Genomic DNA, 24,672 nt, shown 5'->3' with positions numbered 1-24,672 from the left:
CGATTGGAAAGGGAAATCGCGGCTCGTCAAAGGAAGTCTGCCGGCGCGTAATTTTGAACTTCTTGAAACCCGCGCAGGCGGGTTTCGTCTGTATAGCTGCGGTTTCCAACCGCCAAACCACCCCCAACTTTAAGCGATAAATACCATCTTTTTAGCCGATTCAAAGGCTCCCACTATGCTTCTGATGGGAATAAACAGTGAGAGATCGCTGTTCTCTAATGGCAGGAACCCGTATTTCAGATAAAACTGCTTTACTGGCTCGTTGAGGGCGTCAACTGTCACCGCAAATACGCCGATATCCTGGGAAAGTCGAACAGCTTTATTGAGAGCGTCCATCAGGAGTTTCTCTCCCAGTCTTCTTCCCTGCATTGATTGAGATACAGCCAGCTTTCCGATACGCACTGCGGGAAGGGGGTAGCGGGGCAATCCTCTCCTGTACCTTTCGGGAAGGGATTCAAATTCAATTTCTCCCATACTGAGGGAATAATAGCCTGCCACTTCCCAATTTCCAGGGTTCGCAATCGCCACAAAGGTTTTGGCTATCCCTTTCTTATGGTTTTGGCGAGCGTATTTTATCAGGTAATCATTTAAGGCTGGCACGCCGCAGTCGAAATCATTCTTTTTGAGCCGGTCATCATCAATAGAACAAAAAGTCCATTCCATCACTCACGCCTGTCCGCATTCATCCCTGTAGCTTTTGATAGCTGCTTTCAGTCTCGGATTGAGTTCTGATGGGTTCTCCAGGGCTGCCATGAAGATTTCTCTGTCGCGATCGGACAGAACCATTTTACCATAGGACGCTATGTGATCCATAGCTGCAGTCAGGGCTTGGTGAACCACATAGTCGTTAAGGCTGAGTCCCGTCATCGCGGCAGCTTTTTCTAAGGTTTCCTTATGTTCTTCGCTGATTTTCAGCTCGATTGTGGTTTCTTGGGAATGGGCCGGTGCTGTCATAACTTCTCCTGCTTCGCGCTATTACCAGTATAGCACTACTCTCTGGAGTCATGTTACATGCCGGCAACTCTTGACTCGGATGGTCCTGGGGCATTGCCTCCCTCTCCAGGAAGCTATTAAGCGATATTCCGCTGGGAGCATCTGACTTTGGCTTGTTTCCTGGCGATGGGAAAGAGGCTATTCCATTCGCCGGGGATTTATCGCTTAAAGTTGGGGGGGCTTGGCGGTTGGAAACCGCAGCTATACAGACGAAACCCGCCTACGCGGGTTTCAAGAAGTTCAAAAGTCCGCACCGGCACCCTGTAGGGGCGGGCTCGCCAAAGGGATTTGCGGCGAGCGCAAAATATATTTGTAAACCCGCGCCGGCGAGCGCGAGAAAAGCGCGGGTTTCTGAATTTCGCGTTGGGCGCGAGCAAAAGGAGGCAGAGCTGACCGAGTGGCGTTCCCAGCCTGAGGCTGGAAGGTGGAATATTACTTCTTCAACAGCCTCGAAATCTCTTCATCTGTGAAAGGATTCTTATTCGCGCGGAGGGCATCAATCCAGCGCTGCCGTTGCGATTTATCATCAGCACTGTCAGTCCACTTGATAAATGCCTGAAAGTCCTCAATTGCTCCTTTTTTATTGCCGGCTATCGCCCTAGCAACACCGCGACTGTCCCGATAACTTCCATTCTCAGGCGCAAGCGCCACCGCCTTCTCACAGGCAAACATCACGTCTGTGGCATGCCGGTGCAGGCTGCCGTACCGACAGAGGGAATTCCAAAAACCAGCTGAAATTTCCAGCGCTGGAGCCAGCTTCTGCGCTTGGGCGTATGCTGCTATAGCTTCCCTGACTTTTCCCTCCCGCACAAGGCTTCGTCCCTTGAAAATCAAAGATTTCGCGGCAAATTGCCGTGCGTCAGCTTCGGGATTGAGTTCCCGGTTCGGATCTAGCGCTTTGGCTTTTTGAAACTTTTCGGCTTCTCCCCACTGAAACACTGCCAAACCGCTCACCGCTGCCACCAAAGGCAGCAAAACCGCCGCAATTCTATTTCTTCCCTGAGCGACTTGGCGGACTTTTTTCTCCCGATCCAGCTCGGCGTCTACCCTTGCCTTTTTTTCCGCCTCCAGAGCAATCTCCGCTTCCAGCTTTTCGATCTCTCTGGCTTGTTGCTCCGCCGCCAAATCCACTTGCTGGCTCACTGTCAAAAACTGATAGTCTTCATTGCTCAAACTTTTACTCGCCGCCCAGGCGAGCGCGGAGCGCAGCGCCTGTCCCCGCAACAGCCTGGATTCATCCTGTCTGCCAGCAGCAAGCCAAGCTCGGAACACCTCCGCATAAGGGCGGAGATTGCCTAATTCTTTCTCCACCCAACCGGCATTAAACACCTCCCCGTAAATGCGGTTAGCCACTTCCAGCCTCCCAAGCTGCCTCACCACTAACCCCGACAGCCGCAACTCCATTTGTTCCGGTGAGTCATCCGCCGCAACTCCCCCTGAGCGCAAAATTTCCTGGTACAATCCCAACAGCCGGCTTGCCCGTCCCTCACTTCTGAGAATCCTCAGCCGAATCGTCTTTAAATGCTCCGGCTCATCCTGCGCCTCCCAATTTTCAATCACCCGCACTTGTATTAACTTTCCAACCCAAGACGCCTCACCCTCTTTCTTGGCGCTCTCTGCGTCTTGGCGGTTCACACCAACCAATTTACACACCTTCTGCGTGAGAAACGGCTGCCCCCCTGTCCACGCCAATATCTCACCCAACACCGGCTCTGGATTCTCTACCGCCCCTGACAGTCCTTTAGCCAGGGGGAGAGCCGCCGGCAGTTGAAAGCCGGTCATCGCAATCGCCCTGCCAATATTAAACGGCGTCCGGTTCTTGTCCTCAATCAAATCCGAGGGAGTGCACACCCCCAGCAGCACAAAGCTCAGCCGGCTGTATTCTGGCTTGTCCGCGCGTTTGTTGTAACCGGCTCTTATCAGGGCAAAGAAATCATCCGTGTCAAACTTCAAACTGAGAATGCTGTCTATCTCATCTATAAATATTACAATTTTAGCAGATATCTCTGCCAGCAGCACCGACTCGATAAACTCATCCATCCGCTGCACCGGCGAGAGAAATTCCCGCTCTTTCCACCAATTCCGCACATTAACCTTGTCCGCTAGTTCCAGACTCCTGACCAGAGTTCGGAGCATGCCGGCATACCACTGCTCTAAAGTCAAGTCCAGGCTGCCAATTGCCGTTAAATCGAGCGCCGCGCAGGCAACCCCTTCAGCTTTCAGCCGCTGCATCGTGCGCACCCTGAGCGAGGATTTGCCCATCTGCCGCGAATTGAGCACATAGCAAAATTCCCCAGCCATTATCGCCTCATACAGTTCGCCATCAGCCGGTCGCTTTACATAAGTCGGGGCGTCAGCGGGGAGAGAGCCGCCAATGTGATAGATTGAGTTTTCTTCTGTGTTCATGGGATGCTTCACCTGGTCGTTTGCAGTAGGGCTTTAGCCCCACCGTTCGTAGTAGGGCTTTAGCCCCACCGTTCGTAGTAGGGCTTTAGCCCCACCGTTTGTAGTTGGGCTTTAGCCCCAAAGTTCGTAGTTGGGCTTTAGCCCCAAAGTTCGTAGTTGGGCTTGAGCCCCACCGTTCGTAGTTGGGCTTGAGCCCCACCGTTCGTAGTTGGGCTTTAGCCCAAAGAGAGCATTCCTACAAAAGAAAGCCGGTTTCTCGCCCCATGAGTCACAAGAAACCGGGTTTCCTGTACAGGGTAAGCAGATAACCTGAGCATTCCTACAGAAGAACCCATTTTCTGGCCCCGATTCAGGCTTAACAGCGATAACCCTATCTTTCATATTAGCCTGATTGCCGAGTTCCTTCTGGCCAGCCGGTGTGGGCTAAAGCCCAACTACAAACCTTTTCAAGTCAGCGCCTCCCGCTCTGCGTCTCCCATAAGGTAGCCCCGGAACGAGGGAAATGGACCTCCGAGCTCGAACGATGGACCTCAGAGCTCGAACGATGGACCTCAGAGCTCGAACGATGCAGCTCAGAGCTCGAACGATGGACCTCCGAGCTCGAACGGTGGACCTCCGAGTTCGAACGGTGGACCTCCGAGCTCGAACGATGGACCTCAGAGCTCGAACGGTGGACCTCCGAGCTCGAACGGTGGACCTCCGAGCTCGAACGATGGAGCTCTGAGCTCGAACGCGCTCTTCTCTTGGCGTAACCGGAAGGGGGGTGGCTCACCAAACCCCCACCGGCACCCGGCCCCCCCAGCAGCCGGTGCTCCCCGCAGCTTTTATAATATAGATCCAGCAGAACTCTCATCCCCTACCGGCGTTACAACTGTGACAGAAGCAAAGAGTTACAAAGACACCGTAAACCTGCCCAAGACCGACTTTGACATGCGGGCCAACGCCCTCAAACGCGAACCGGAACTGCAACAATTTTGGGCGGAACACAAGATTTACGAGCGACTCTCACAGGAAAATCCGGGTGATTTGTTTATTTTGCACGACGGCCCGCCCTACGCCAACGGCAACCTCCACATCGGTCACGCCCTCAACAAAATCCTCAAAGACATCATCAACCGCTACCAGCTCCTCCAAGGGCGCAAAGTACGCTACGTTGCCGGTTGGGACTGTCACGGCTTGCCCATCGAACTCAAAGTCCTGCAAGACATGAAGCCAGAGGAGCGCAGAGAGCTCACGCCCCTGACACTGCGCCACAGAGCCCGCGACTTCGCCCTCAAAACCGTCGCTCAACAAAAACAAGACTTCCAGCGCTACGGCGTCTGGGGCGACTGGGCGCACCCCTACCTCACCCTGACTCCCGAATACGAAGCAGCACAAATTGGCGTTTTTGGCAAGATGGTGCTCAAAGGCTACATCTACCGGGGGCGCAAGCCGGTGCACTGGAGCCCCAGCTCCAAAACCGCCCTCGCCGAAGCCGAACTGGAATATCCCGAAGATTCCCAAGGTCGCCCCACTCACACCTCCCGCAGCCTCTACGCCGCTTTTGAGATGGTGAGTCTGGCATCCACACTTCCCGCAGAATGGCAAACTTATTTGCCGGAACTGAAAGTGGCGATCTGGACAACCACACCCTGGACAATTCCGGCGAACCTGGCGGTGAGCGTCAACCCCGACCTAACCTATGCTGTGGTGGAAGCGGGTTCGGAACTTGCCGGTCAAAAATACCTGATTGTGGCGGCTGATTTGGCTGACCGGCTCGCCGCCACCCTTAATACAAGCCTCACCGTCCTCTCCACAGTCAAAGGAGCAGCGCTTGAACACTCAACCTACAAACACCCGCTGTATGACCGAGTGAGCGAGATTGTCGTCGGCGGCGATTACATCACCACAGATTCGGGCACCGGCTTGGTGCACACCGCACCCGGGCACGGTTTGGAAGACTACCAAGTAGGGCTGCGCTACGGGCTGCCGGTATTCGCGCCGGTGGATGAGAACGGCAACTTCACCTCGGAATCTGGCCAGTTTGCCGGTTTGAACGTCCTCGGTGACGGCAACGCCGCCGTCGTTGAGGCGCTCGCCGGTGCCGGCTCCCTCCTCAAAGAAGAGCCCTACGTTCACAAATACCCCTACGACTGGCGCACCAAAAAACCCACCATCTTCCGCGCCACAGAGCAGTGGTTCGCCTCCGTGGAAGGCTTCCGCGAAGCCGCCCTCAAAGCCATCGCAGAAGTGAAATGGATTCCCGCCCAAGGCGAAAACCGCATCACCGCAATGGTGGCGGACCGCTCCGACTGGTGCATCTCCCGCCAGCGCAGCTGGGGCGTCCCCATCCCAGTATTCTATGAGGAATCAACTGGCGAACCCCTTCTCAACGAAGAAACCATCGCCTACGTCCAAGCCATTGTCGCCGAAAAAGGTTCCGATGCCTGGTGGGAGCTGCCGGTTGAAGACCTCTTGCCAGAAGCCTATCGCAACACCGGCAAAACCTACCGCAAAGGCACCGACACGATGGATGTCTGGTTTGACTCCGGCTCCTCTTGGGCTGCAGTCGCGGCGCAGCGCCCAGAATTGCGCTATCCCGCCGATATGTATTTGGAAGGATCTGACCAGCACCGGGGCTGGTTCCAGTCCAGCTTGCTCACCAGTGTGGCCACCAACGGCTGCGCCCCTTACAAAACCGTGCTGACTCACGGGTTTGCCCTCGACGAGCAAGGGCGCAAAATGAGCAAATCTCTGGGCAATGTGGTGGACCCCAAAATTGTCATCGAAGGCGGCAAAAATCAAAAAGAGGAGCCGGCATACGGTGCGGACTTGCTGCGCCTGTGGGTGTCTTCGGTAGATTATTCCTCGGATGTTCCGATTGGCAAGAACATGCTCAAGCAGCTGGGCGACATCCGGGGCAAAATCCGCAACACGGCTCGCTTTTTGCTGGGCAACTTGCACGACTTCGACCCGGCGAAGGATGCGGTTCCCTACGAGAAACTGCCGGCACTCGACCGCTACCTGCTGCACCGGATGACAGAGGTGTTTGGGGAAGTGACGGAAGCGTTTGAGACTTTCCAGTTCTCCCGCTTTTTCCAAACGGTGCAGAATTTCTGCGTGGTTGATTTGTCTAATTTCTATCTGGATATTGCCAAAGACCGGCTCTATATCAGTGCGGCGGACAGTTTCCGCCGGCGCAGCTGTCAGACGGTTTTGGCGGTGGCGCTGGAAAATCTGGCTCGGGCGATTGCGCCGGTGCTGTGCCACATGGCAGAGGATATTTGGCAGTACCTCCCCTACCCGACACCGTACCAGTCTGTGTTTGAAGCCGGCTGGGTGCGTTTGGAAGAGGGGTGGAAAAACCCAGAACTGGCTGTATTCTGGCAGCAGCTGCGGCTTCTTCGCGGTGAGGTGAATAAGGTGCTGGAGCGATCTCGCGCGGAAAAGGCGATTGGCTCCTCTCTGGAGGCTAAGGTGCAGCTGTATGTGGCGGATGCCGAACTCCGGCAAAAGCTGCATTCGCTCAACCCGCAATCCCCAAATCCCCTAATCCCGGCATCAAATAATGTCGATGAGCTGCGCTATCTTTTCCTGACTTCTCAGGTGGAATTGCTGCAGGAACCGGCACCTTTGGAAGGGTTGCAGTTTGTTTTCCTGTCTGAGGCGCTGGGTGCCGGTGTGGTGAGGGCGGATGGCCAGAAGTGCGACCGGTGCTGGAATTATTCGGCGGAGGTGGGCAAATCTGAGGAGCATCCTTTGCTGTGCGAGCGCTGCGTCCCAGCGCTAGCCGGTCAGTTCTGAGTTGCTGCGCCCGCTGCGCTCTCTCACTTGTGTGTGGCGGGAGGGGGCGGGCACTGGGCAGCCGAGGCGGCCTCATTTGGGTGAGGCGGGAGGCCGCCGGCGGAGCGGGCACTGCGCCGCTCCGCTTTTTGCCTCACATAAGGGAGGCGAGGGCCGGCGGAAGGCACCCTAGTTCTGTGGGGGGTGAGCGCCGGCGGAAGGCACCTTAGTTCTGCCACTCCGCACCGGCAGTCTCCTGTGCCTCTCTCTGTCGGCGGAACAGCTCCCTGGACTGTTGCTTGACACGACCGGACATCGCTGCGTGCTGCAAGAGCATAAAGGCGTTGAGGTCTTCTAAGTCGTATTTTTGGGCTAGGAGCTGGCGCAGCTCCTCTTCGGCTTCTACGGTGAGGTAGCCAGTTCTCAGAGCTTGCTCGACAACTTCACGAATCAGTACCATCATAACGCCTCTCAGTTCACTCTGTTGGTGAATGCACTAGGTTTATATCTCTAGTGTCGGGGAAGGCAAAAGATTGATCGGTGACGCTCGTTTTGGCTCCCCGTGATGTTTTGGGGATTTTCGGGTGACGCCGGCGCTCTGGAATTTGTGACTCTGTGGAGGGGGAGCAGTGACGCAGCTCACACAGGGAAATGAAAGATTCCCTGTTGACAGTTCGAGCTCAAAAAGATATACTGGAAGGTCGCGGAGTTGAAACGAGTCCGTTTTAGCGGGAGAGGGGGGTTTAGCCCATGCCGTACCTGACAGAGGCGTCGGAGATCGCAGCGGCGATCGGTGAGTGTGCCAAGGCGCGCACGCTCTGGGTGGATACAGAAATCGCGGACTATCTGAGTGAGACTCCCAGACTGTCGCTGATTCAGCTGCTGGATGACCCTGCGGACCGCACCGGCGAGCGGGTTTGGGTGCTGGACGTGCTGGACAGGCCACAACTGGCGGCGGCGTTCATTGAGCGGATTATGGTCAGCGCCGAGATTGAGAAGGTGTTTCACAATGCTGCCTACGATTTGCGGTTCCTGGGGGAGGACCGGGCGCAGAATGTTACCTGCACTTGGGAAATGGCCAGGAAGCTGCCGGCGTACCTCCTGCCGGTGCGCAATCTGAAGCTGAAAACTCTGGCGGTGCAGCTGTGCCACTTGCCAGAGGTGGAAAAATCTGAGCAGCAAAGCGACTGGGGCCAGCGCCCGCTCAGTGAGAACCAGCTGTATTACGCTACGATGGACCCGGTTTATTTGGCTCACGCCCACCGGCTGCTGCTGGATTTGGCCCGGGAGTCCGTTTGGGAGCCGGCGACGGAGGATATTGCGGCGGTTTCTCAGCGATACTGGGAGCTCAGGCACCAGCTGAAGCTGCTCAATTCAGAGGTGAGCTATTTGGAAAAGCGCCTGAAAGAAGCGATGCTGGTTCAGGGGGTGTCGGAGACGGAACACTGGAAGCTCTGCGGTGAGGAGCGGGTGAGTGTTAAGGTGCCTTTTTCGGAGCTGGCCAAAGTGGTGTTCAAGTGGGGGCTGGATTTCGATTTTACGGTGGCGCTGACGAAACAGATGCGCAGCCAGCTCGGATCGTTTGCCGGTGAGCTGCCTTCAGTGAAAGAGAGGGTTGTTAACTGGCGCTTGCATGCCAAGAAGCACAGGGATGAGGGAGATGAGGGGAGCGAAGAGTGATACGAGAGTTATAGCAGCCGGCAATTGGGCACGGACGTAGGACAGGCGTCTCGCCTGTCAAGCGAGACCTTGAGGGCACGGAGGGAGCGCCTGCCCTACGCCTATACTTCGTATCGAGCGTGTCCATTACTGAGCTGTCTATTGCTATATTAATGGAGCTAGGCGAAGCGGAATTTGGTATTTTTTCGCTCCTGGTCTGTCGCCTGCTCTATTTTTTGTAAAAACTCTTGGGTCAAGGCGGCGAATGCTTGGGCACCGGCTGATTTGGGATCTGTGAGCACCACCGGCATGAAGCGGTCAACTGCTTTGGAGACATTGATATCAGTGGGGATGTGGGTGCTGAAGATTTTGTTTTCGCTGTAATCCTCTCGCACTCGCTGCATGACTTGTTTGTAATATCTGCCGCCGAGCAGACTGGTGGACATGGTGAAGATAATGCCGAGCATGTCTAGCTTCACGGGAGTCTCGTATTCGTGAGTGTCTCTGAGTTGGGAAATCCGCCTTTCTAGCAGCTGAACTCCCAGCAGGGACAGGGGTTCGGGTTTGGCCGGCAGCAGGTAGAAATCGCAAGCTAGGAGGCTGCTGCGGGTGAGGAGATTGTAGCCGGGAGCGCAATCGAGCAAGATGAAGTCATAGGAACTCCTCACCGGCTGTAACATGGTTTTGATTAAAAGCTTTTCAAACCGGTTCCAAACTTCTTGAAAGCTGCGATCGCTGTTATAGAGCGCTTGTTCGTGCAAGACTTCCGAGACGATAAATTCATCATACAGCTCTATATCTCCGGGCCACAAGTCCAGACCTTTGATATTGCAAACGAAGCCATAAACCGTGTCTATAATTATATCATTTAACCTCCTGCCATCCGATTTGATGGTTGCGTGAACTAGCTGCTTTAAGGTGCGTCTGTCTCGCCGCAGTTTGGCAAAGTCCGCCGGCGACATCATGGAGAGCGTGGCGCTGATTTGAGTGTCGAGATCCACGACCAGGACCCGCTTGCCGTGAATTTTGGCCAGACAGGTGGCCAGGTTGACGGTGAGGGTGGTTTTGCCGACCCCGCCTTTCATGTTGGTAGTTGCGATTATATATCCCATCCGTTGAGTCCTAAGCGTGATGCTGTCCCTGAGTGAGTCGGGGCAGAGTTCGTGGCCCTACCCAGAGGTAGCTGTTTAACAGATATTAACACTGTCAGGGCCTGGGGCCAATCCAGTCGGGGCTGCTTGCCGGCACCTTTGCTGGTCTGGTGGCGGACTTGCTCAACCGGCGGAGCGGCACGCACCCTACTTTACCCCAGGCACCGCCGGCAGCGCAATGTTTCGCACCACTTCCCAGATTTATGAAAATGATGTAAAATTTTGTAAAGAGCGCAAAGGAGCAACCACTATGACCACCGGCACTGGATTCGGCAAAGTTCAGACCCCCAAGAAATCGAGCCAAAGCGCCCAAAAACGCGCCAAAGCCGCCGATCAGTACGAAAAGATGAAGACGGACGGCATGCCAGAGTTTAATATCTACATTCGGATTAAGGACAAGAAGAACTGGTATCCCGTGGGATCTCTGGCGGTGAGCCGGTCCAGCCAGATTAATAAAGCGATCTCCGACAGCGCCCAAGAGTTGCGCCAAGGGGCTTTTCGCCTGTTTCCGGTGCTGCGCAAGAACCAGCAAAATCTGGAATACGGCTACCGGCTCAAGGGAGCTGACTTTGCCGATGAGCCAATCCAGCTGGCGGTTGAGCCCCAGCCCTCTCCCGCCGGCATCCTTCAAGGGGCGATCGACCGGGTGAGGGAGAGCTTCTCTGCGCTGCTCAAGAAGCAGGCTTAATCGAGCCGAGCGTTGAGAAACCCGGTTTCTTGAAGAAACCGGGTTTCTGGTTTCTGGGTAAAGGCTTGACAAATTGCCGGTTATATGTTTCGCAGGTAAGTGGGTAGCGTTCCCCCCAAGGAGGAACGCTACAGTTAGCCAATTTAAGTGACAGCAGGGTCTTGCCAAAGATCGCTCTAAGAGATAATATGAAACTTAAGAGGTGTTCTCGGGGAGCGTCTCAGGAAGGCAGATAGATCGGGCGAGAGGTTGCGGATGGGTGAGATTGAGTCAGAACATATTCGCGGTGCGCAAGGGAGAAGCATCCCCCCAAGGGGGTCCCACACTACAAAGTCATGTCAGAATTGAGTTTCAATCCTGAGTTTTGCCGCAACGAGAGCGAAGTAGAAAGCAAACTCATTGTCAGCTATCTACTCCCGAAGTTAGGCTACCCTCCCGAAACTTGGCATCAAGAAGTCAGTTTTGGGACGATCCGTTTAGATTTCTTAGCATTTGCCACCCAAAGGCTGCCATTTGTGCTGGATGCCAGCTCGCCGCTGAGTGTGGTTATCGAGGCGAAGTCCCCCCGGCAAAAATTAGACCGGCATCTCCGGAAATTCAGGCGTTACCTGACAAGCTTGAATATCCGGTACGGGCTGCTGACGAATGGCAAAGAACTCCGAATCTATGAAAAAATAAGTGATGATATTGAGCTAGTCTTTCAGTGTGAGGGGAAAGAAGTTGATGCTAAAATCGAAGAGATTAAAGCTATAATTGGGAAAGACAGCCTGAAGACAAGACCGGCTCTAAGGTCTCCCGCAGTGCTAGAGTCTCAGCCGAACCCACTCCCCTCTCAACCAGGCGTCGCACATTTGTGCGATGAAGAACCCCACCCCCCAACCCCCTCCCCGCGCACGGGGAGGGGGAGCGAGAGGGGATTTTCGAGGAGTGGGAAAAGTTTCAATCATCCTTCTGGTGCGCAACACCCTCAACCCATCTCCCAGCAAACTTTTGAGGGGGTAGCAGCACCTGAGCCGGCACCTGAGCCGGCACCTCAGCCGGTTCAAGTCAACCCGCAACCCATCTGCGCTCCAAGTTCCGAAGTCAAGAGGCAACATCCTGTGAAAATAATTGCAGTTTATCACAACAAGGGTGGCGTAGGCAAGACAACAACTGTGGTCAACCTAGCAGCTGCGCTGAGAAAAAAAGGCAAGAGAGTCCTGGTCATCGATTTGGACAGCCAAGCCAACACGACATTTGCCGCCGGCCTGGTAAAATTTGAGGATGAGGAGTTTGATGATATCAAAGACTGCCATGTCGCCCACGTCTTGCAGTCAGAAGACTTCTACTCCATCCAAGAAGTTGCGAAGAAATCCCAGTATAACGATCCAGAAATTGATGTTGTGCCCTCCCACATCACTTTGATGCAGTATGAAGATGAGCTGAACCGGCTGGATTACAGCAAGCTGATGCTCGTAAAGAAACTCAAGGATGTAGAAGATAAATATGATATTGTAATTATTGACACGCCCCCATCGCTGAACCTTTACGCCCGGATTGCGCTGATTACAGCGGACTACCTGATCGTTCCTTCGGATCTGAAGCCCTTTGCCAACCAGGGGCTGGTCAATGTAAAAACTTTCGTAAAAAAGACAAATGAGTTCAGGAGGTTTATCAGCAAGCAACCCATAGAGATCCTGGGAGTTCTTCCTTGTAAAATCTCGACAAATGCTCGATTCATAGAATATACTTTACCCAGACACATAGAAATCGTGCCAAAACGGTATGACTTGAAGGTAATGAATACGATTATCTATCAAAGGGATGAGCTGTCAAAGTGCCTAGAGCAGACGCTATATGTAGGAGACTTGCAGATTCCAGACCCCAGGTCTGTGTTTGATTTTAAGCCCTTTGGCGAATCCGCCAAAGAATTTGAACAGCTGGCTAAAGAAGTTTTGAAAGCAATAGGCAATAGGACTGAATAAATGAAACTCTCAACTGCGCTTGTCGCTGTGAAAAAGATTAACTCTGCGGTCCCCCGCTCGAATTTTTCCGAGGAGGAGTTGGAGCGGGCTGCCCAGTTAGTCTTAAAAGCCGAAGGAATCATCAACCCCCTCGTTATTCGGAGGACGAGTCTGGAATCTTACGAGGTGGTGGGCGGAGATTTTGAGTACCATGTTGCTGCAAGAGCGAGGGAGATAGATCCTCGGAAGGGCGAGATGATCGGGGCATTTATCATTGATGCTGAGAATGAGGAAGTCCTCCTAGAGCAAATTAAAGCGCTCAGGATGCGAGAATCTGACAGCCGGCAGCCGGCGGCTTCTAGCATTGAAGCCCAACCTCCCCTAACGTCTTCTTCTGGGGACATGCAAGAGATAAAAAATCTGCTGCTGCAACTGGGGAAATCCTTGGAGGAGAGAGTAGATGCCATCAGCCATAAAATGGAGCAATCTCTCAGGGGGATGGTGGAAGATGCTGTGAAAAAGCAACTGGAACCGCAGGAAATCAGCCAGCCGGCACCTGAGAGAGAGCCTGAAGCTGTCCAAACACCGAAATCCGCCAAACCCGCCCAACCCGCCAAGTTGAATTTACGGGAGGCAACCCGCGCAGAAATTCAGCGGGCATTGAAAGAGATTAAAGCCACACCCAATCAAATAAAAGCCTCATGCCAAGCCATTGAATACTGGAAGAAACCCGGGAAAATTTTAAGTTGGGATAACCTTGAAAAATCTACTAAGACGGGCCCTAATAAAATTGAGGGCTTTGCGAAGGGAACTTACCAAAAGCTGCAAGAGATTGGAGAGATCCTTGATTAGGCTGTAGGGGAGTTTATCCTCGGAACGAGGCACCGGCAGGGAAACCCGTAGGGCAGGCGTCTCGCCTGCCCTCAAGAACATACGGCACCCTACTATTTACTCACCAAACAAACCAATTGCGCCTCCACCGGCGCGTCGGGTTCCAGAATCACGATGTGATTCTCCTGACACAGCTGCTCAATCAATTCCGCAACCTGAGATTCGCCCACCAAAGGAAACTGCTCCACAGCATTCTGAGCCAGAACCGTGCGCCCCATCATCTTCTGAGTTTTCATCAAATTCAGCAAAAACTCCTTAACTTCCCTAAAAGGCTGAGCGAGATGCTTGCGCTCCGCCTCTCCCCGCCGTTGGCGTGCGGGCACTGCGGGAGTGCCGGCGGGAGATCCCACCGGCGGCTGGGAGGGGATGTCGTAGGTAGAACCCGTAAAAATCCCTAACTTCTGCAATAAAGGACAGTCCTGCAAAACCTTTGACTTGCGAATCAAGACTTCTAACTCGCTCAAATTGGGAGTGCGGTCCCCCACCACTAGCTCGCCGGCACAAGCTGCATTGACAAAATTGTGATAAGTTGCCAGATAGTGGACAGAAGTCATATCGGGAACCAGGTGGCGGTGGGGGGTGCCGGTGAAAAATTGACTGTAGAGTTTGTACCCCTGGTTTTTCGGCGATCCTATATCTTCAGCCCGAAATAGATATATCGTTTGACACAGATTGTCCCTCACCGCCTTCTGACAAGCCTTCATCATATTGCAAAAGCTGGTTAAGTTCGGGTCTTCCGTCCAGACAACCCCGATTCGTCCCAGCTGAAGCGGTAAGTGATAGCTGAGGGAATAGCTGGCATAAGTCTGGCTCGGCAAGAGTTTCGGCATAATCCCGTGCACTTGCAGAGCGGCTAAAGCTTCTCGCAACATCTGAATCAGCTCCGGTGCCGAAAGCTGGCGGATGCGAAAAATCTTGTCCTCAATTTTACTGAATTCCTTGAGCCAGAGCAATTGAAAAGCGGCCAGCGGGTCTAGCGGGTCGTCACCGGCATCCCAGTAGCTATCTGCCAGCCCCTTAGTTTTTACCTCTTGGAACAGCTGGCGACCCAGCATAAGCACATAGCGGGGGCGGGTTTTGCCTCCGGGGAATTTCTCCTCTAAATGTTTGCGGCTTAAGGGGTAAATCGGCGATGGGGGTTTGGGGTTGGCTTGCCGGTGCAGGGGGTAAAGCCGGCTCGCCCACAGCGCCTCCGCTTGATCTATATTAATCGGTTGCAGGCGAATTTCCGAATCCAGTCTGGCTTTGTCCGCCGGCTGGACGCGCTTGGAATTTTCCTTCCAAGTATTCGTAACAATGCTGACAATCACCATGAAATTCTTCAGCTTTTGGTTGTGAAGAATCGAGTTGACATTAAACAGGGCTTGCAGATTGATAAACCCATCCAGCGCCCGGTCGATGTTGTCGAGATTGTCGAAGCACAGGACAATCGGCTGAGTTGCCGCAGAAATCAGGCCAAAATTCGCCAGAATGTTCCGCGCCATCTCTTCTGTCTCGATGGCGCGTTTAACCCGCAAAGCAGCGAGAGCTTCGTCATCCAAGTTGTCTCCTTTCAACCAGTCACAGGCTAAAGGGTACAGTTCTGGATTGGTGAGAGCGTAGAGTACCCCAAAAAATTCATTCGCATTGTAGATGCCCTTTTGGTAAGTGATCTTTAAGTGGTGGATAAAAAATTGCCGCTCACCCAGCAGTTGCTTGATGGGGTTTTCGCTTCGTAACGCCGGCAGACTCTTGAGCCACAGCAACAGCTGGGACTCTTGTTTGCCATCGGGGACGCACATCAGGCTGTCCACGGTATTGCGCAGAGTGTGACGCCAGATGAAGTCACTGTCTGGCCAAGGCCCGATGTAGGCAAAAAAGGCTTTCGAGTTAAACAGCCGTTTCAGCCGGCCTAACAGATAACTTTTGCCGGAACCGGAATCGCCGGCAAGCAGGAGCGTGCGAGTGCGGTGGTCTTTGGCCACTCTGTCGAGAACTTCCTCGATTTCCGCAACCACTCCCTGGTGAATCGACTCAACCGTCAGCGCCGAATCTTGCTGCTCTTGCCAAAAGTTACCAGGTCTAAACGTTGTAGAGTCAAATGGGTTCACTTCTCGTCGGATGATTTGATAAATGGATGCCACACTGCCACCTCGTTGGAAGATTTTTTTTCGTTCTGGGCGGGCGAAATTGGCCCGCCCCTACTGTAGGGGCGCATTTTTTTGGCCCCGCGCAACGAGAGACACGTCACTACTTCTGCCGCACATACACCAGCTGGTCATCTAGCTTCGCCTGTGGGTCGAGAATTTTAATCTGGTGATTCTCCTCACACAGATGTTCAATCAGCTGGTTGACGCGCTCTTCACTCATATAAGAAAACTGGCTGACCGTTTCTTGGATCAGCCGCTGTCGAGCCAGGCACTGCTGGTTGCGCACCCGATTCAGCAAGAAATCTTCCACCGGCAGCCACTCCGCCTTGTTTTCCTCCCTGAATAGGGGAACCCGCACAATCCCTAAATCCCCCAACAGCTGGCAGTCCTGCAAAATCTTGGACTCCCGCACCCAGGCTTCCAGCTCCTTAATATCGGGAGTTTCTTGCCCAACGACCAAATCCCCAGAATAAGCGTCATTCACCAAACTGTGATAAGTTGCCAGGTACTGCACCGAGGACAAGTCCGGCATCAGGTGATTGTGGGGGGTATCGCTGAACAGTTGCGTGTAGAGCTTGTACCCCATATTGCTGGGTGTCCCGACTCCCTCAAACCGAATCAGCTGCAGGGTTTGGCAGAGATTTTCCTCGACCGCTTCTTGACAGACCTTGATCAGGTTGCAAAATTTGGTCCTGTTCATGTCTTCGCTCCAGACAACCCCAACCCGCTGGGACTGTTCCGGCAGCCAGTAGCTTAGCGAATAGCTGGCATAGGTGCGGCTCGGCAGCAGTCGCGGCTGAATATCTTCTACTTGCAAAGCCCCCAGGGCTTCTGCTAGCATCTGTATCAGTTCCGGGGAGGAGAATTGGCGAATTCGAGTGATTCTCTGCTGGGTTTGAGTTAATTTCCGCAACCACACCAATTTGAAGGCGGCGATGGCGTCGAACCCATTCTCAACAGCAGCCGGTGCAACTGCCGGTGCAACTGCCGGTGCAACTGCCGGTGCAACTGCCGGTGCAACTGCCGGTGCAGCAATTTTCAGCGCCTCCCCTCGAGCCGGTGGGAGTTGGGGGAGTGCGGCTGCAATGATTTCGGTTTGCCCGACATCGTGCCGGACGAGCCCGACTTTGAAGTCCTGAAATAGCTGCCGGCCCAAAATCAGGACATTTCTGGGCCTGGTTTTGCCGCCCGGAAATTTCTCTTCCAGCATTGCCCTGGTTAAGGGGTAAATGGGTGAGGGAGGCGGGGGAGACGCCTGCCGGTACAGGGTGTACAGCCGGCTCATCCACAGCGATTCGGCTTGATCGAGGCTGATTTGCTTGAGTTTAATCGTCCCGTCAATCCGGTCTTTATCTGTCGGCTGGATGCGGCTCGCATTCTGCCGCCAAGTATCTGTTATAATGCTAACCATGACCAGAAAGTTTTTCAGCTTCTGGTTGTGAATGACGGAGTTGACGCTGAACAGCGTTTGCAGGTCAATCGCTCCGTCTGGCAAGCGGGCGATGTTGTCTAGCTGGTCAAAACATAGCACAATCGGCTGGGTTTCTGCAGAAATTCTGCCAAAGTTGGCGAGAATTTTCTGGGCGGCGTCTTCGGTGTCAATCGAGTGCCCGACGCGCAGCAGCTTTAAACTCTCTTCGTCCAAGTCGTCGCCCCGCAACCACTCACAGGCGAGGGAGGACAGTTTGGGATTGGTGAGGTCGTACAATACGCCAAAAAATTCCGCTGCGTTGTAGATGCCGGCGGGATAGCTTTCCCTGAGGTTGCGAATGAAAAGTTGCCGGTCGCCCCGGATCATGTCGAAAATGCTGCGCTGTTTGAATTCCGACAGACCCTTGAGCCAGATGAGCAATTGGGACTCCTCTCGCCCTTGCGGAACTTCCAGCAAGCTATCTACAGTGTAGCGCAGGATGTGCCGCCAGATGTGGTCGCTGGCGGTAAATGGTTCGATGTAGACGAAAAAGGCTTTGGGATTGAGGATGCGTTTGAGCCGGCCTAATAAATAGGTCTTGCCCGAGCCGGTTTCGCCTTCCAGCATCAGGGTGCGGGTGCGGTGATCTTTCGCCACGAAGTCGAGAAACAGTTCGATTTCAGCTATCGCTTCTTGATGAATGGAATCAACAGTGAGCGCTGGGTTTTGCTGCTCCTGCCAAAAGTTACCCGACCAAAAAGTCTCGGCGTCAAAGGGGTTGGGGTCTCGTTGAATTATTTGATCTATGGATGCCACGGCGATTTTAGATTTTAGACTTTAGATTTGGAATTGGGGGAGGCGGAGCCTCCCTATTTCATTCCTAGCCTGAAGCTGGGAACGAGAATAGGGTGAGGAGGCGTAGGACAGGCGTCCCGCCTGTCCCAAAAACGGAGAGGGGGTGATGCCCTGCGGGGTTATTTACATACAGGGCTACTAAATCACAATAATAAAAAATAGCGGCCCTCCGACATCTTGGGTAATGCCGGCCTCAAGCTGTTCTGGGGTGTATGCGATCGCTTCTTGCAAGGAGCTCAGCTCAATTTTATCGCTCCGCTGCAGGCGATACAGGGCCCGGTTTAATTCCTCCCGGGACAGCGGCGGCTCTAATTTCTGCCGCAGATGAAAAATCGGTAAGTAATTTTGCGTATCCAGCTGCCTGTCCAAATCCCGGATCGCCTGCAAAATATCGGCGTCAGTCAGCTGGCTTTCCGCTGCCGGTGCCGGCTGTTCCTTTGTCTGGCGCGAAGAGGGGGGGGAATCTCCCGCCTGTCTGACGGCGGTGCCGGCGGGGCGCTCCCGCAAGGTATGGCCCTCTACTGCCGGCCCCCCTTCCTGCAGGGGGGCTGCCGGCCCGACAGCCACCCGCAGGGATTTCCGCAAGAAGCGCAGGTAATTGGCCAGCATGTCCAAGCTGATCTCGACTGCGCTCCCCTTGGGAATGTACTCGTCGAGGAGATACTCCTTTCCTCGCTCTGTCAGCCAGACATCTTTGATTTGGGTTTTTTCCGCCTTGATCAGGCCCCGCTCTGCTAGCCCTTGGACTATCTCCTGCCGGTTGGCGGCGGGGATGCCAGCTTCGGCGGGGGTAATCGTCGCGGAGGCGCAAGCGTGCAGCACCTTGAGTTCTTTGTCTGTAATCGGCAAGCCGGTGGTGTCTAGCTTGAGCAGGGATTTCCCCGGAGGGGCAATGGTGAATTTTATCACTTCCGAAGAATAAGCCACCAAGTCCCGCTCGCGCAGCGACCGGCAGATGCTGTCTCGCTCGGCGGGTTTCATTTTTGGATTGGGCTTAATCTCGCTCACCGGTGCCCGACCGTCGGGAAAGCCCAGTAACTTTAAGAGAAACTTCAGCTCCTGCACGTCCATTCGCTCGCCCTTGCCCTCCTGGCAATTACGCCCAAATCCTAGTTTAGATTGCGGCGATACCCCCTGACGCACAAGGCCAGGGTTAAGTGGGGTGCGCCCGCCCGGTTTCAGTCCCATTTCTGTGGATTCACTCTCGCACCCGGGGCGCGAGGGGGTGTTTGTGCCCCAGAGCCGGCTTTGGCCATACGCAGAAACCGGGTTTCCTACCCGGCCTCTTGACTTTCAGCCCTAGTTCCACAACCAGAAAGCCCGTTTCTTTAATTATGGTGCGTAAGTCTCGATTTCGTCCCCGCACTTGAGCTTTACATTATACTATAACGTGTCATAAAGTGATTGTACATGTCCGCAGGGGGTGAGAAACCGGGTTTCTCTTGCCAGCCCGAGACACCCGGTTTCTGACAGCCCACTCTCTGACTCTGGGGGTATATTTGCCGGGAGCATCCCGCCCGATGCCTGCGAAGCCGAAATGAATGCGATAATGATTTCAGCTGGCAGCAGGACAAGAATATTTTTGCCTGCAGCAATTCCGGCAACGGGATTGAAAGGAGACGCGACATGGCTAGTTTACTTCTCCCCCCTCTCCGGCTCTAACTTTGAAAGCCTGCGTCTGGCCATTTTCCCGACAATTCTCAGTCCGTCCCAGGACAAATTAAAAAAGAGATTCCAGAAATATCCGTACTGCGGGAAACGTTTAACTAATAGCGCATCTGATGAGAGATGAAACCTGATTTGTTTCAAATTAGCCGGCCTCTCTATGTATCTAATTTGTTCTGGCTTGGGCGGGGCGTGGCCTATAATTAAATCCTTCTGATAAAACTTGGCCTGGACAAACAAGCCTAACAATCTATCCAGATTCCACGCCGGCAGCCAGGTGATATTGCCCAAGAGCTTCATTGAGGCAGACACATCTGGCAGTGCCTGCTGGACTATCTGAGTCTTCCAAACCATATTATTAAAGTTTTCAAAGTGCAGTCCGTGCATATCTTTCCTTTCTGCGAAAGGCCAGATAGCGTAACTCACGTTGGATGGTGTGTCTAAAGGGGCGACCGGGATTTCCAGCAAGCCTTTGTAGTTTCCCCGCTGGAAGGGATAGGGGTTATCCTCTGTTTTCCTGTCTATTTCTAATTGACTGATGTCAGGAATATCAGCCCACTCCTTCTCGATGCTCTCTCTGTCTAAATAATTGATATTGTTCCGGAAAAGTTTTAACACCCAGCTTTCAGGAAATCTCTGGAAGTATTTAAACGTCATCTCGGCCACATCCGGGTGGATAAAGTCATCGTCATCTAAAGCTATCAAAAACTCTCCCGATGCGTTGAGCAACCCAACAAATCTTTGCATGACTTCCCCTTTATAGGGGCTGATTAGAACTTTTACTCTGGGGTCATCTGGGACTTGGGGTGTGGCACCGGGCGGATAAACGAAAATGAACTGAACCTCTCCCCGAACTTTCAACAGCTGTTCGATCCAATACTCGGAAAAAGTTCCTAAAGTAGGTGTGACGACAGACAGAATCGGTTTTTCAGTCATGGTTGAAACCTGCCAGGGTTAAGACTCTTTTAGATTTTAGATGAACCGGCACAGAGCCGGCAAACATTTTTAGAAGAAGTTCCCAGTCGCCGCTCTCTGGCGTCAGGGTGAGCCATCCTGCGGCAGGGGCGAGGGGACTGCGCCCCGGCAATGCTATACCTGCTGAGCCTGGGATGCTCCAGAGGCGCTTCTCGGCAAGCGCCTAAATCCTGGGGGCGCTCCCGGGCCAACCTCTGACGCTTCCCCGCACAAGAGCTACACTATTCCAAGGATTTTGTCACCGGCAGCTCCTCAATGAGCAAACTTTAAGAAATCCTTTATGAATATTCTCATGCTTTCCTCCACCTTCCCCTATCCGCCCAGCCGGGGGGGAACGGAAATCAGAACCTTTAACCTGCTCAAATACCTGCACCGGCACCACCATGTGACGCTGGTGGCGCAGCGACATGCCGGTGTCACAGATGCCGAAGTCGAAGAGCTGCGCAGCTGTGTCAGCGATCTGGCAATTTTTCCGCTCCCCCCCGAACCGCAGCCCCAAGCTGGGATAGCCGGCACCGCCGGCAAGGTGGGGCGCTTCCTCCAGTCGCTGGCTCTCGCCACACCGCCCAACGTGCTGCACCGCTACTCGCCGGCGGTGCAAGCTTGGGTGGACAGTCACGTCAGTGCCGGCAAGTGCGACGCCATCACCTGCGAGCACAGCGTTAATGAAATCTACATCCGCCCCGAGTTCCGCAACAGAGCGCTCACAGCGGTCAATATCCACAGTTCTGTCTCGGGCTGGATTCGCAATCACCTGGAAATGGGAGCCTCCCCCAACCCCCTGCGCGATCGCCTCTACCTCCACTTATTGCTAAACCGCTACGAGAAACGCTACTGCTCCAAATTCGACCGGCTTGCCGTTACCACAGAAGATGACAGAAGTCAACTGCTCGCACTCAGTCCCGGTGCCCGGATTGAGGTCATCCCCAATGGCGTGGATTTGCAGCTGTTTCCGGCTCGCCGTCAAGAGCCAGGGGGTTGGGGGCTAATCTTTGTCGGGGCGATGGACGCCTCGCACAACATTGACGCGGCGCGGTTCTTTGCGCTAGAAGTGCTGCCAGAGCTGCAACAGCGGTATCCCGACGCCACCTTCACCATTGCCGGGGCTCGACCGGCACCCGAGGTGCTGGCGCTTTCAGACCGCCCGGGCGTCACGGTCACCGGCGCGGTTCCCTCAATGGCAGAATATTTACATCAAGCTACCGTCTGCGTGATTCCCCTGCGCACCGGCTACGGGATAAAGAACAAAACCCTGGAGGCGATGGCAGCGGGAGTGCCGGTGGTGGCGAGCGACCGCGGTTTGGAAGGGCTGGAGGTGGGCGGTGCCGGCGTGCCGGTGCGAGCGCTGCGGGCCAACCGAGTTCAGGAGTATGTTGAGGCGATAGGCCAGCTGTTTGAAAACCCGCAGTTGCGCCAGCAACTGTCGGAGAACGGGCGAGCGCTGATTGAAACCGAATATACTTGGGAGCGAGCCGGTCAGCGCTATGAAAAATTGTTAATTGCTGGTAAAAACTGAAACAGGGCCAATGCCCGCCCGTAAGCCATTGACCGCTAGCCCCTACTAACTCCAGAGCGCGGATGAACAATAACCTGATCAATAGCGGTGTTACCCCCGATCCGACATCAAAATCCCGGAAACACAGCCTGACAGCTATGAAGGCAAAACAGCCCCCCATTTTGGCTAAGGCTAACCTGCCAGCCCGCACCGGCAAGCAAACCCAATCCCCGGGGGCGCACAGGAGTGGGGCGCAGGGGCTGATGTCCCTAGCGGCGTTTGTCACCGGCACCGGCTTGCTGGCGGGCGGTGCGTGGCTGAGCGTGCAGCTGATAACGAACCCCGCACCGGCAACCTGGGTGAGTCAGTTACCGGGCAAAAGTGAAGTGCCGGTAAACGATGATATCCAGCCGACTGTGAGTCTAACAGAAATCCGGACTGAGCTGCGGAAGTCGGGATTGCTGCCGGCGTTGCTGGTGCCGCTGAACACCAAGACACAGGAACTGATACCCAGCGCACTCGGTCCGGAACAGCTGATGCAGGTGCTGGTGGCCAAGCCGCCAAAGTCTCTCAAGTGCCAGTCTCCCTGCCAGCCGATTCAGGAACTGAGAATCTACCAGCCTTCGCCGCCACGGCACGACGGTTCAGAAACAGAGCAATATTTTCGCCTGGTGACTCAGGTGCCGGCACCTGGACCGGCAGAATCTTTTGTGCTGGCTCCGGTTATCCAATCCTCATACGACGTGCAAGGCTCCTCTCGCCCCCTGCCCCTGACCGCGCTCGAACCGGTCCGGGGTGAAGCGCCCAAGACGGGCGTCTGGCTGAATTTCACCGGCTACCGGCCTTACGGAAAGACTAAAATCGCTTACGGACAACTCTATCACTACAACCCAGAACACTCTCACCTGGGCCTGCTCGTGGAGTGGACTTCTCCTGCAGGCACGGTTCCGATTTGGCAGGAAGTCACGGGCGGGGGGGAGCCGGAATTGGTTGTCAACCAGACGCAGGGTAAGGATCTGCACTTCGAGGTTTACCAGTTGCGACGCCGGAATTTTCTGCCCAACCCACTTGAGCTGGAGCCTATTTCCCTGAAGGAGCCGGCTTTGCCTGACGAGTCTTACTGGGAAGCCCTCCAGTTGGCCAAAAACGGCTTGTGGTCGGACGCTTGGAAGCAGATGCAGTCGCTGAAAGCTGAGCGCGGCAAGAATAAACAAGGGTGGCCAAAGGCGGCTCAACTTCAGATGGATGTGATCGCCTTTCACGCCAAGATGAGCCAGAAGCAGGCGGACGCTTCTTGGGCTGACCCCAAAGATCGGGTTCTCATGGCGCTGCTCGACGCTCGCTGGGAAAAAGCCTTGGAGATATTTGAGGCTAACTTGGATGATAGCTACAAAACAGCCCTGATGCTGAAAGCGGATAAAGGGGAGCTGTGGAAACGGGTGGAAGCAGCGCTGAAAGTCAATCCGCAGCGAACGGCTGCCAAAGGTTGGGGGGCGCTGATTGTGGCGGCGCAGGAGGGTAAAGCGCAAGCGCTAGCATGGCTGGACGCCCAGGGAAACAACTCTTCTGCTATAGTCGGGCAGGTCGATAAACTCCTCGAACGCCTCGATGTGGCGCTTTCAGAGTCAACTCTGATCGATCACCCGGGCAGAATTGTGGGGTCGGCAGTGCCGGTGGCTGCGGTGAAACCGGCAGATTGGCTGCAATCCCAACCCAATGTTTCTTTGCAATTGGCGCAGGGCAAAGTGTGGTATCAGGTGCGGGTGGCGGCTTTTCACGACGGTGAGGACTGGGTGCGAGCGCCGTTTACTTCTTTGCAGGTGCCTCGGATTGAGCCCGGGCGGCGTCTGTGGAAGGTTTTGGGGCTGAATCTGGACTCTCAGATCGAGATAGGGGTGTGGGCGGCTAATGGGGAAGAAAGAAGTGTGGCGGCGACGGTAAAAGCGGTTCAATTCCGCAACGGTGCCCTGCAGTTGCTGGCGGAGGGTGATGGGATTGCCGGTGCGACGCCTGCAGATTTTTCTGCCGGGAAAAGCTGGCCGAGGGGTGTGGCTTTTACGGCGAAAAAAGTCCAGTGGTTGAAGCCGCAACTGACTGTCCTCGCTGAGCTGAAGAAGGACCGGCCCGAGTTGGTGGCAGGCATGCTGGACAGTCTCTCGGAGGAGTTGCAAGCAGCGGGGCAATTGCCTGGGAACCGGGCGGTGAATGTTGAGCGGATACTGCAGCAAAGTGGGGATTGGCCGGTGCAGCTGATCGATCTGACGGGGAATAAGCAGCCCGAGGCAGTGCTGACGCTCAGTTCAGATGCTTTCGCTAGCGGGAAAAATCCAGGCGGTTCTTCTGGGAATCGCACTCTGATTTTTGATGACACCGGCGCTTTGATATACAGCGAATTGACTTCGGCTGCCGGTCAGTCTGTCACCGGCTTTGTTGATTTGCAGGACAAGCTGCCGGTGGATTTGATGGTCAGGGGGAATGCCGGTTACAGTCTCAAGCGTTGGGTGGGGGAAACAGGCCGGTTTGAGTAGCGGCAGAATAAATAGCCGCACAGTAAATAGCGGCAGAATAAATAGCGGCAGAATAAATTCTGCCGCTATATAAACAAAGCCCGCCTTCGCGGGCTAATTTCTCGCTCCCAGCCTCGGGCTG

At 54.5% G+C, this 24,672-nt stretch carries 16 protein-coding genes; 7 read left to right on the top strand and 9 right to left on the bottom strand.

All coding sequences use genetic code 11. From position 1 onward, the window contains the following. Positions 1-129 precede the first annotated feature (129 nt). The 3 genes from OSC10802_RS0107690 to OSC10802_RS39135 form a co-directional block, all read right to left on the bottom strand. Positions 130-663 (bottom strand): GNAT family N-acetyltransferase, encoded by a 534-nt coding sequence (locus tag OSC10802_RS0107690; protein WP_017716209.1) that lies wholly within the window; start codon positions 661-663, stop codon positions 130-132. A gap of 3 nt (positions 664-666) precedes the next feature. After that, the gene (locus tag OSC10802_RS0107685) at positions 667-954 is read right to left on the bottom strand and encodes a type II toxin-antitoxin system TacA family antitoxin (RefSeq protein ID WP_017716208.1); all 288 of its coding nucleotides are present in this window, start codon (positions 952-954) and stop codon (positions 667-669) included. 471 nt (positions 955-1,425) lie between these two features. Continuing rightward, a complete protein-coding gene (locus OSC10802_RS39135; RefSeq protein WP_017716207.1) occupies positions 1,426-3,399 on the bottom strand; it encodes an AAA-like domain-containing protein in 1,974 nt (657 codons plus the stop codon). Between the two features lie 873 nt (positions 3,400-4,272). Between OSC10802_RS39135 and ileS the strand changes: the two genes are divergently transcribed. Continuing rightward, positions 4,273-7,182: an isoleucine--tRNA ligase gene (gene ileS, locus OSC10802_RS0107675; RefSeq protein ID WP_017716206.1), complete on the top strand. Its 2,910-nt coding sequence runs from the start codon at positions 4,273-4,275 to the stop codon at positions 7,180-7,182. A gap of 205 nt (positions 7,183-7,387) precedes the next feature. On the opposite strand, the gene OSC10802_RS0107670 is transcribed toward ileS, so the two are convergent. Next, positions 7,388-7,621: a hypothetical protein gene (locus OSC10802_RS0107670; RefSeq protein ID WP_026098260.1), complete on the bottom strand. Its 234-nt coding sequence runs from the start codon at positions 7,619-7,621 to the stop codon at positions 7,388-7,390. Positions 7,622-7,911: 290 nt separating this feature from the next. Here OSC10802_RS0107670 and OSC10802_RS0107660 point away from each other — a divergent pair, with 290 nt between their 5' ends. Then, positions 7,912-8,841: a ribonuclease D gene (locus OSC10802_RS0107660; protein ID WP_017716204.1), complete on the top strand. Its 930-nt coding sequence runs from the start codon at positions 7,912-7,914 to the stop codon at positions 8,839-8,841. Between the two features lie 158 nt (positions 8,842-8,999). On the opposite strand, the gene OSC10802_RS0107655 is transcribed toward OSC10802_RS0107660, so the two are convergent. Continuing rightward, entirely contained in the window at positions 9,000-9,932 is a 933-nt protein-coding gene (locus OSC10802_RS0107655; protein ID WP_026098259.1) for a ParA family protein, read from the bottom strand. A gap of 289 nt (positions 9,933-10,221) precedes the next feature. Between OSC10802_RS0107655 and OSC10802_RS0107650 the strand changes: the two genes are divergently transcribed. From OSC10802_RS0107650 to OSC10802_RS52675, 3 genes are all read left to right on the top strand, one after another. Continuing rightward, the gene (locus OSC10802_RS0107650; protein ID WP_026098258.1) at positions 10,222-10,659 is read left to right on the top strand and encodes an HHL1-like protein; all 438 of its coding nucleotides are present in this window, start codon (positions 10,222-10,224) and stop codon (positions 10,657-10,659) included. A gap of 335 nt (positions 10,660-10,994) precedes the next feature. Continuing rightward, a complete protein-coding gene (locus OSC10802_RS0107645; RefSeq protein WP_017716201.1) occupies positions 10,995-12,623 on the top strand; it encodes an AAA family ATPase in 1,629 nt (542 codons plus the stop codon). Further along, positions 12,624-13,454 carry a ParB N-terminal domain-containing protein gene (locus tag OSC10802_RS52675; protein ID WP_017716200.1) on the top strand — a complete coding sequence of 277 codons (831 nt, stop codon included), beginning with the start codon at positions 12,624-12,626 and terminating at the stop codon, positions 13,452-13,454. Positions 13,455-13,546: 92 nt separating this feature from the next. Here the strand turns inward: OSC10802_RS52675 and OSC10802_RS0107635 are convergent, their stop codons facing one another. The 4 genes from OSC10802_RS0107635 to OSC10802_RS0107620 form a co-directional block, all read right to left on the bottom strand. Next, positions 13,547-15,616 carry a P-loop NTPase family protein gene (locus tag OSC10802_RS0107635; RefSeq protein ID WP_017716199.1) on the bottom strand — a complete coding sequence of 690 codons (2,070 nt, stop codon included), beginning with the start codon at positions 15,614-15,616 and terminating at the stop codon, positions 13,547-13,549. Between the two features lie 106 nt (positions 15,617-15,722). After that, positions 15,723-17,849 carry a P-loop NTPase family protein gene (locus OSC10802_RS0107630; protein WP_017716198.1) on the bottom strand — a complete coding sequence of 709 codons (2,127 nt, stop codon included), beginning with the start codon at positions 17,847-17,849 and terminating at the stop codon, positions 15,723-15,725. 177 nt (positions 17,850-18,026) lie between these two features. Continuing rightward, on the bottom strand, positions 18,027-19,076 hold the full coding sequence (locus OSC10802_RS0107625; RefSeq protein WP_232731641.1) for a hypothetical protein: 1,050 nt from the start codon (positions 19,074-19,076) through the stop codon (positions 18,027-18,029). A 447-nt stretch (positions 19,077-19,523) separates the two neighbouring features. After that, positions 19,524-20,489 carry a glycosyltransferase gene (locus OSC10802_RS0107620; RefSeq protein WP_017716196.1) on the bottom strand — a complete coding sequence of 322 codons (966 nt, stop codon included), beginning with the start codon at positions 20,487-20,489 and terminating at the stop codon, positions 19,524-19,526. Positions 20,490-20,808: 319 nt separating this feature from the next. On the opposite strand from OSC10802_RS0107620, the gene OSC10802_RS0107615 reads away from it, so the two are divergent. Together OSC10802_RS0107615 and OSC10802_RS39125 are read left to right on the top strand one after the other, a co-directional pair. After that, positions 20,809-22,044, top strand: a complete 1,236-nt coding sequence (locus OSC10802_RS0107615) for a glycosyltransferase family 4 protein (protein ID WP_017716195.1) — start codon at positions 20,809-20,811, stop codon at positions 22,042-22,044. A gap of 62 nt (positions 22,045-22,106) precedes the next feature. Further along, a complete protein-coding gene (locus OSC10802_RS39125) occupies positions 22,107-24,551 on the top strand; it encodes a hypothetical protein (protein ID WP_155967441.1) in 2,445 nt (814 codons plus the stop codon). The last annotated feature ends 121 nt before the right edge of the window (positions 24,552-24,672 follow it).

Source organism: Kamptonema formosum PCC 10802 (assembly GCF_000332335.1).
Lineage (GTDB): Bacteria > Cyanobacteriota > Cyanobacteriia > Cyanobacteriales > Oscillatoriaceae > Oscillatoria.
Note: the sequence above shows the minus strand (reverse complement) of the source record. Positions and strands in the feature narration are given on the sequence as shown.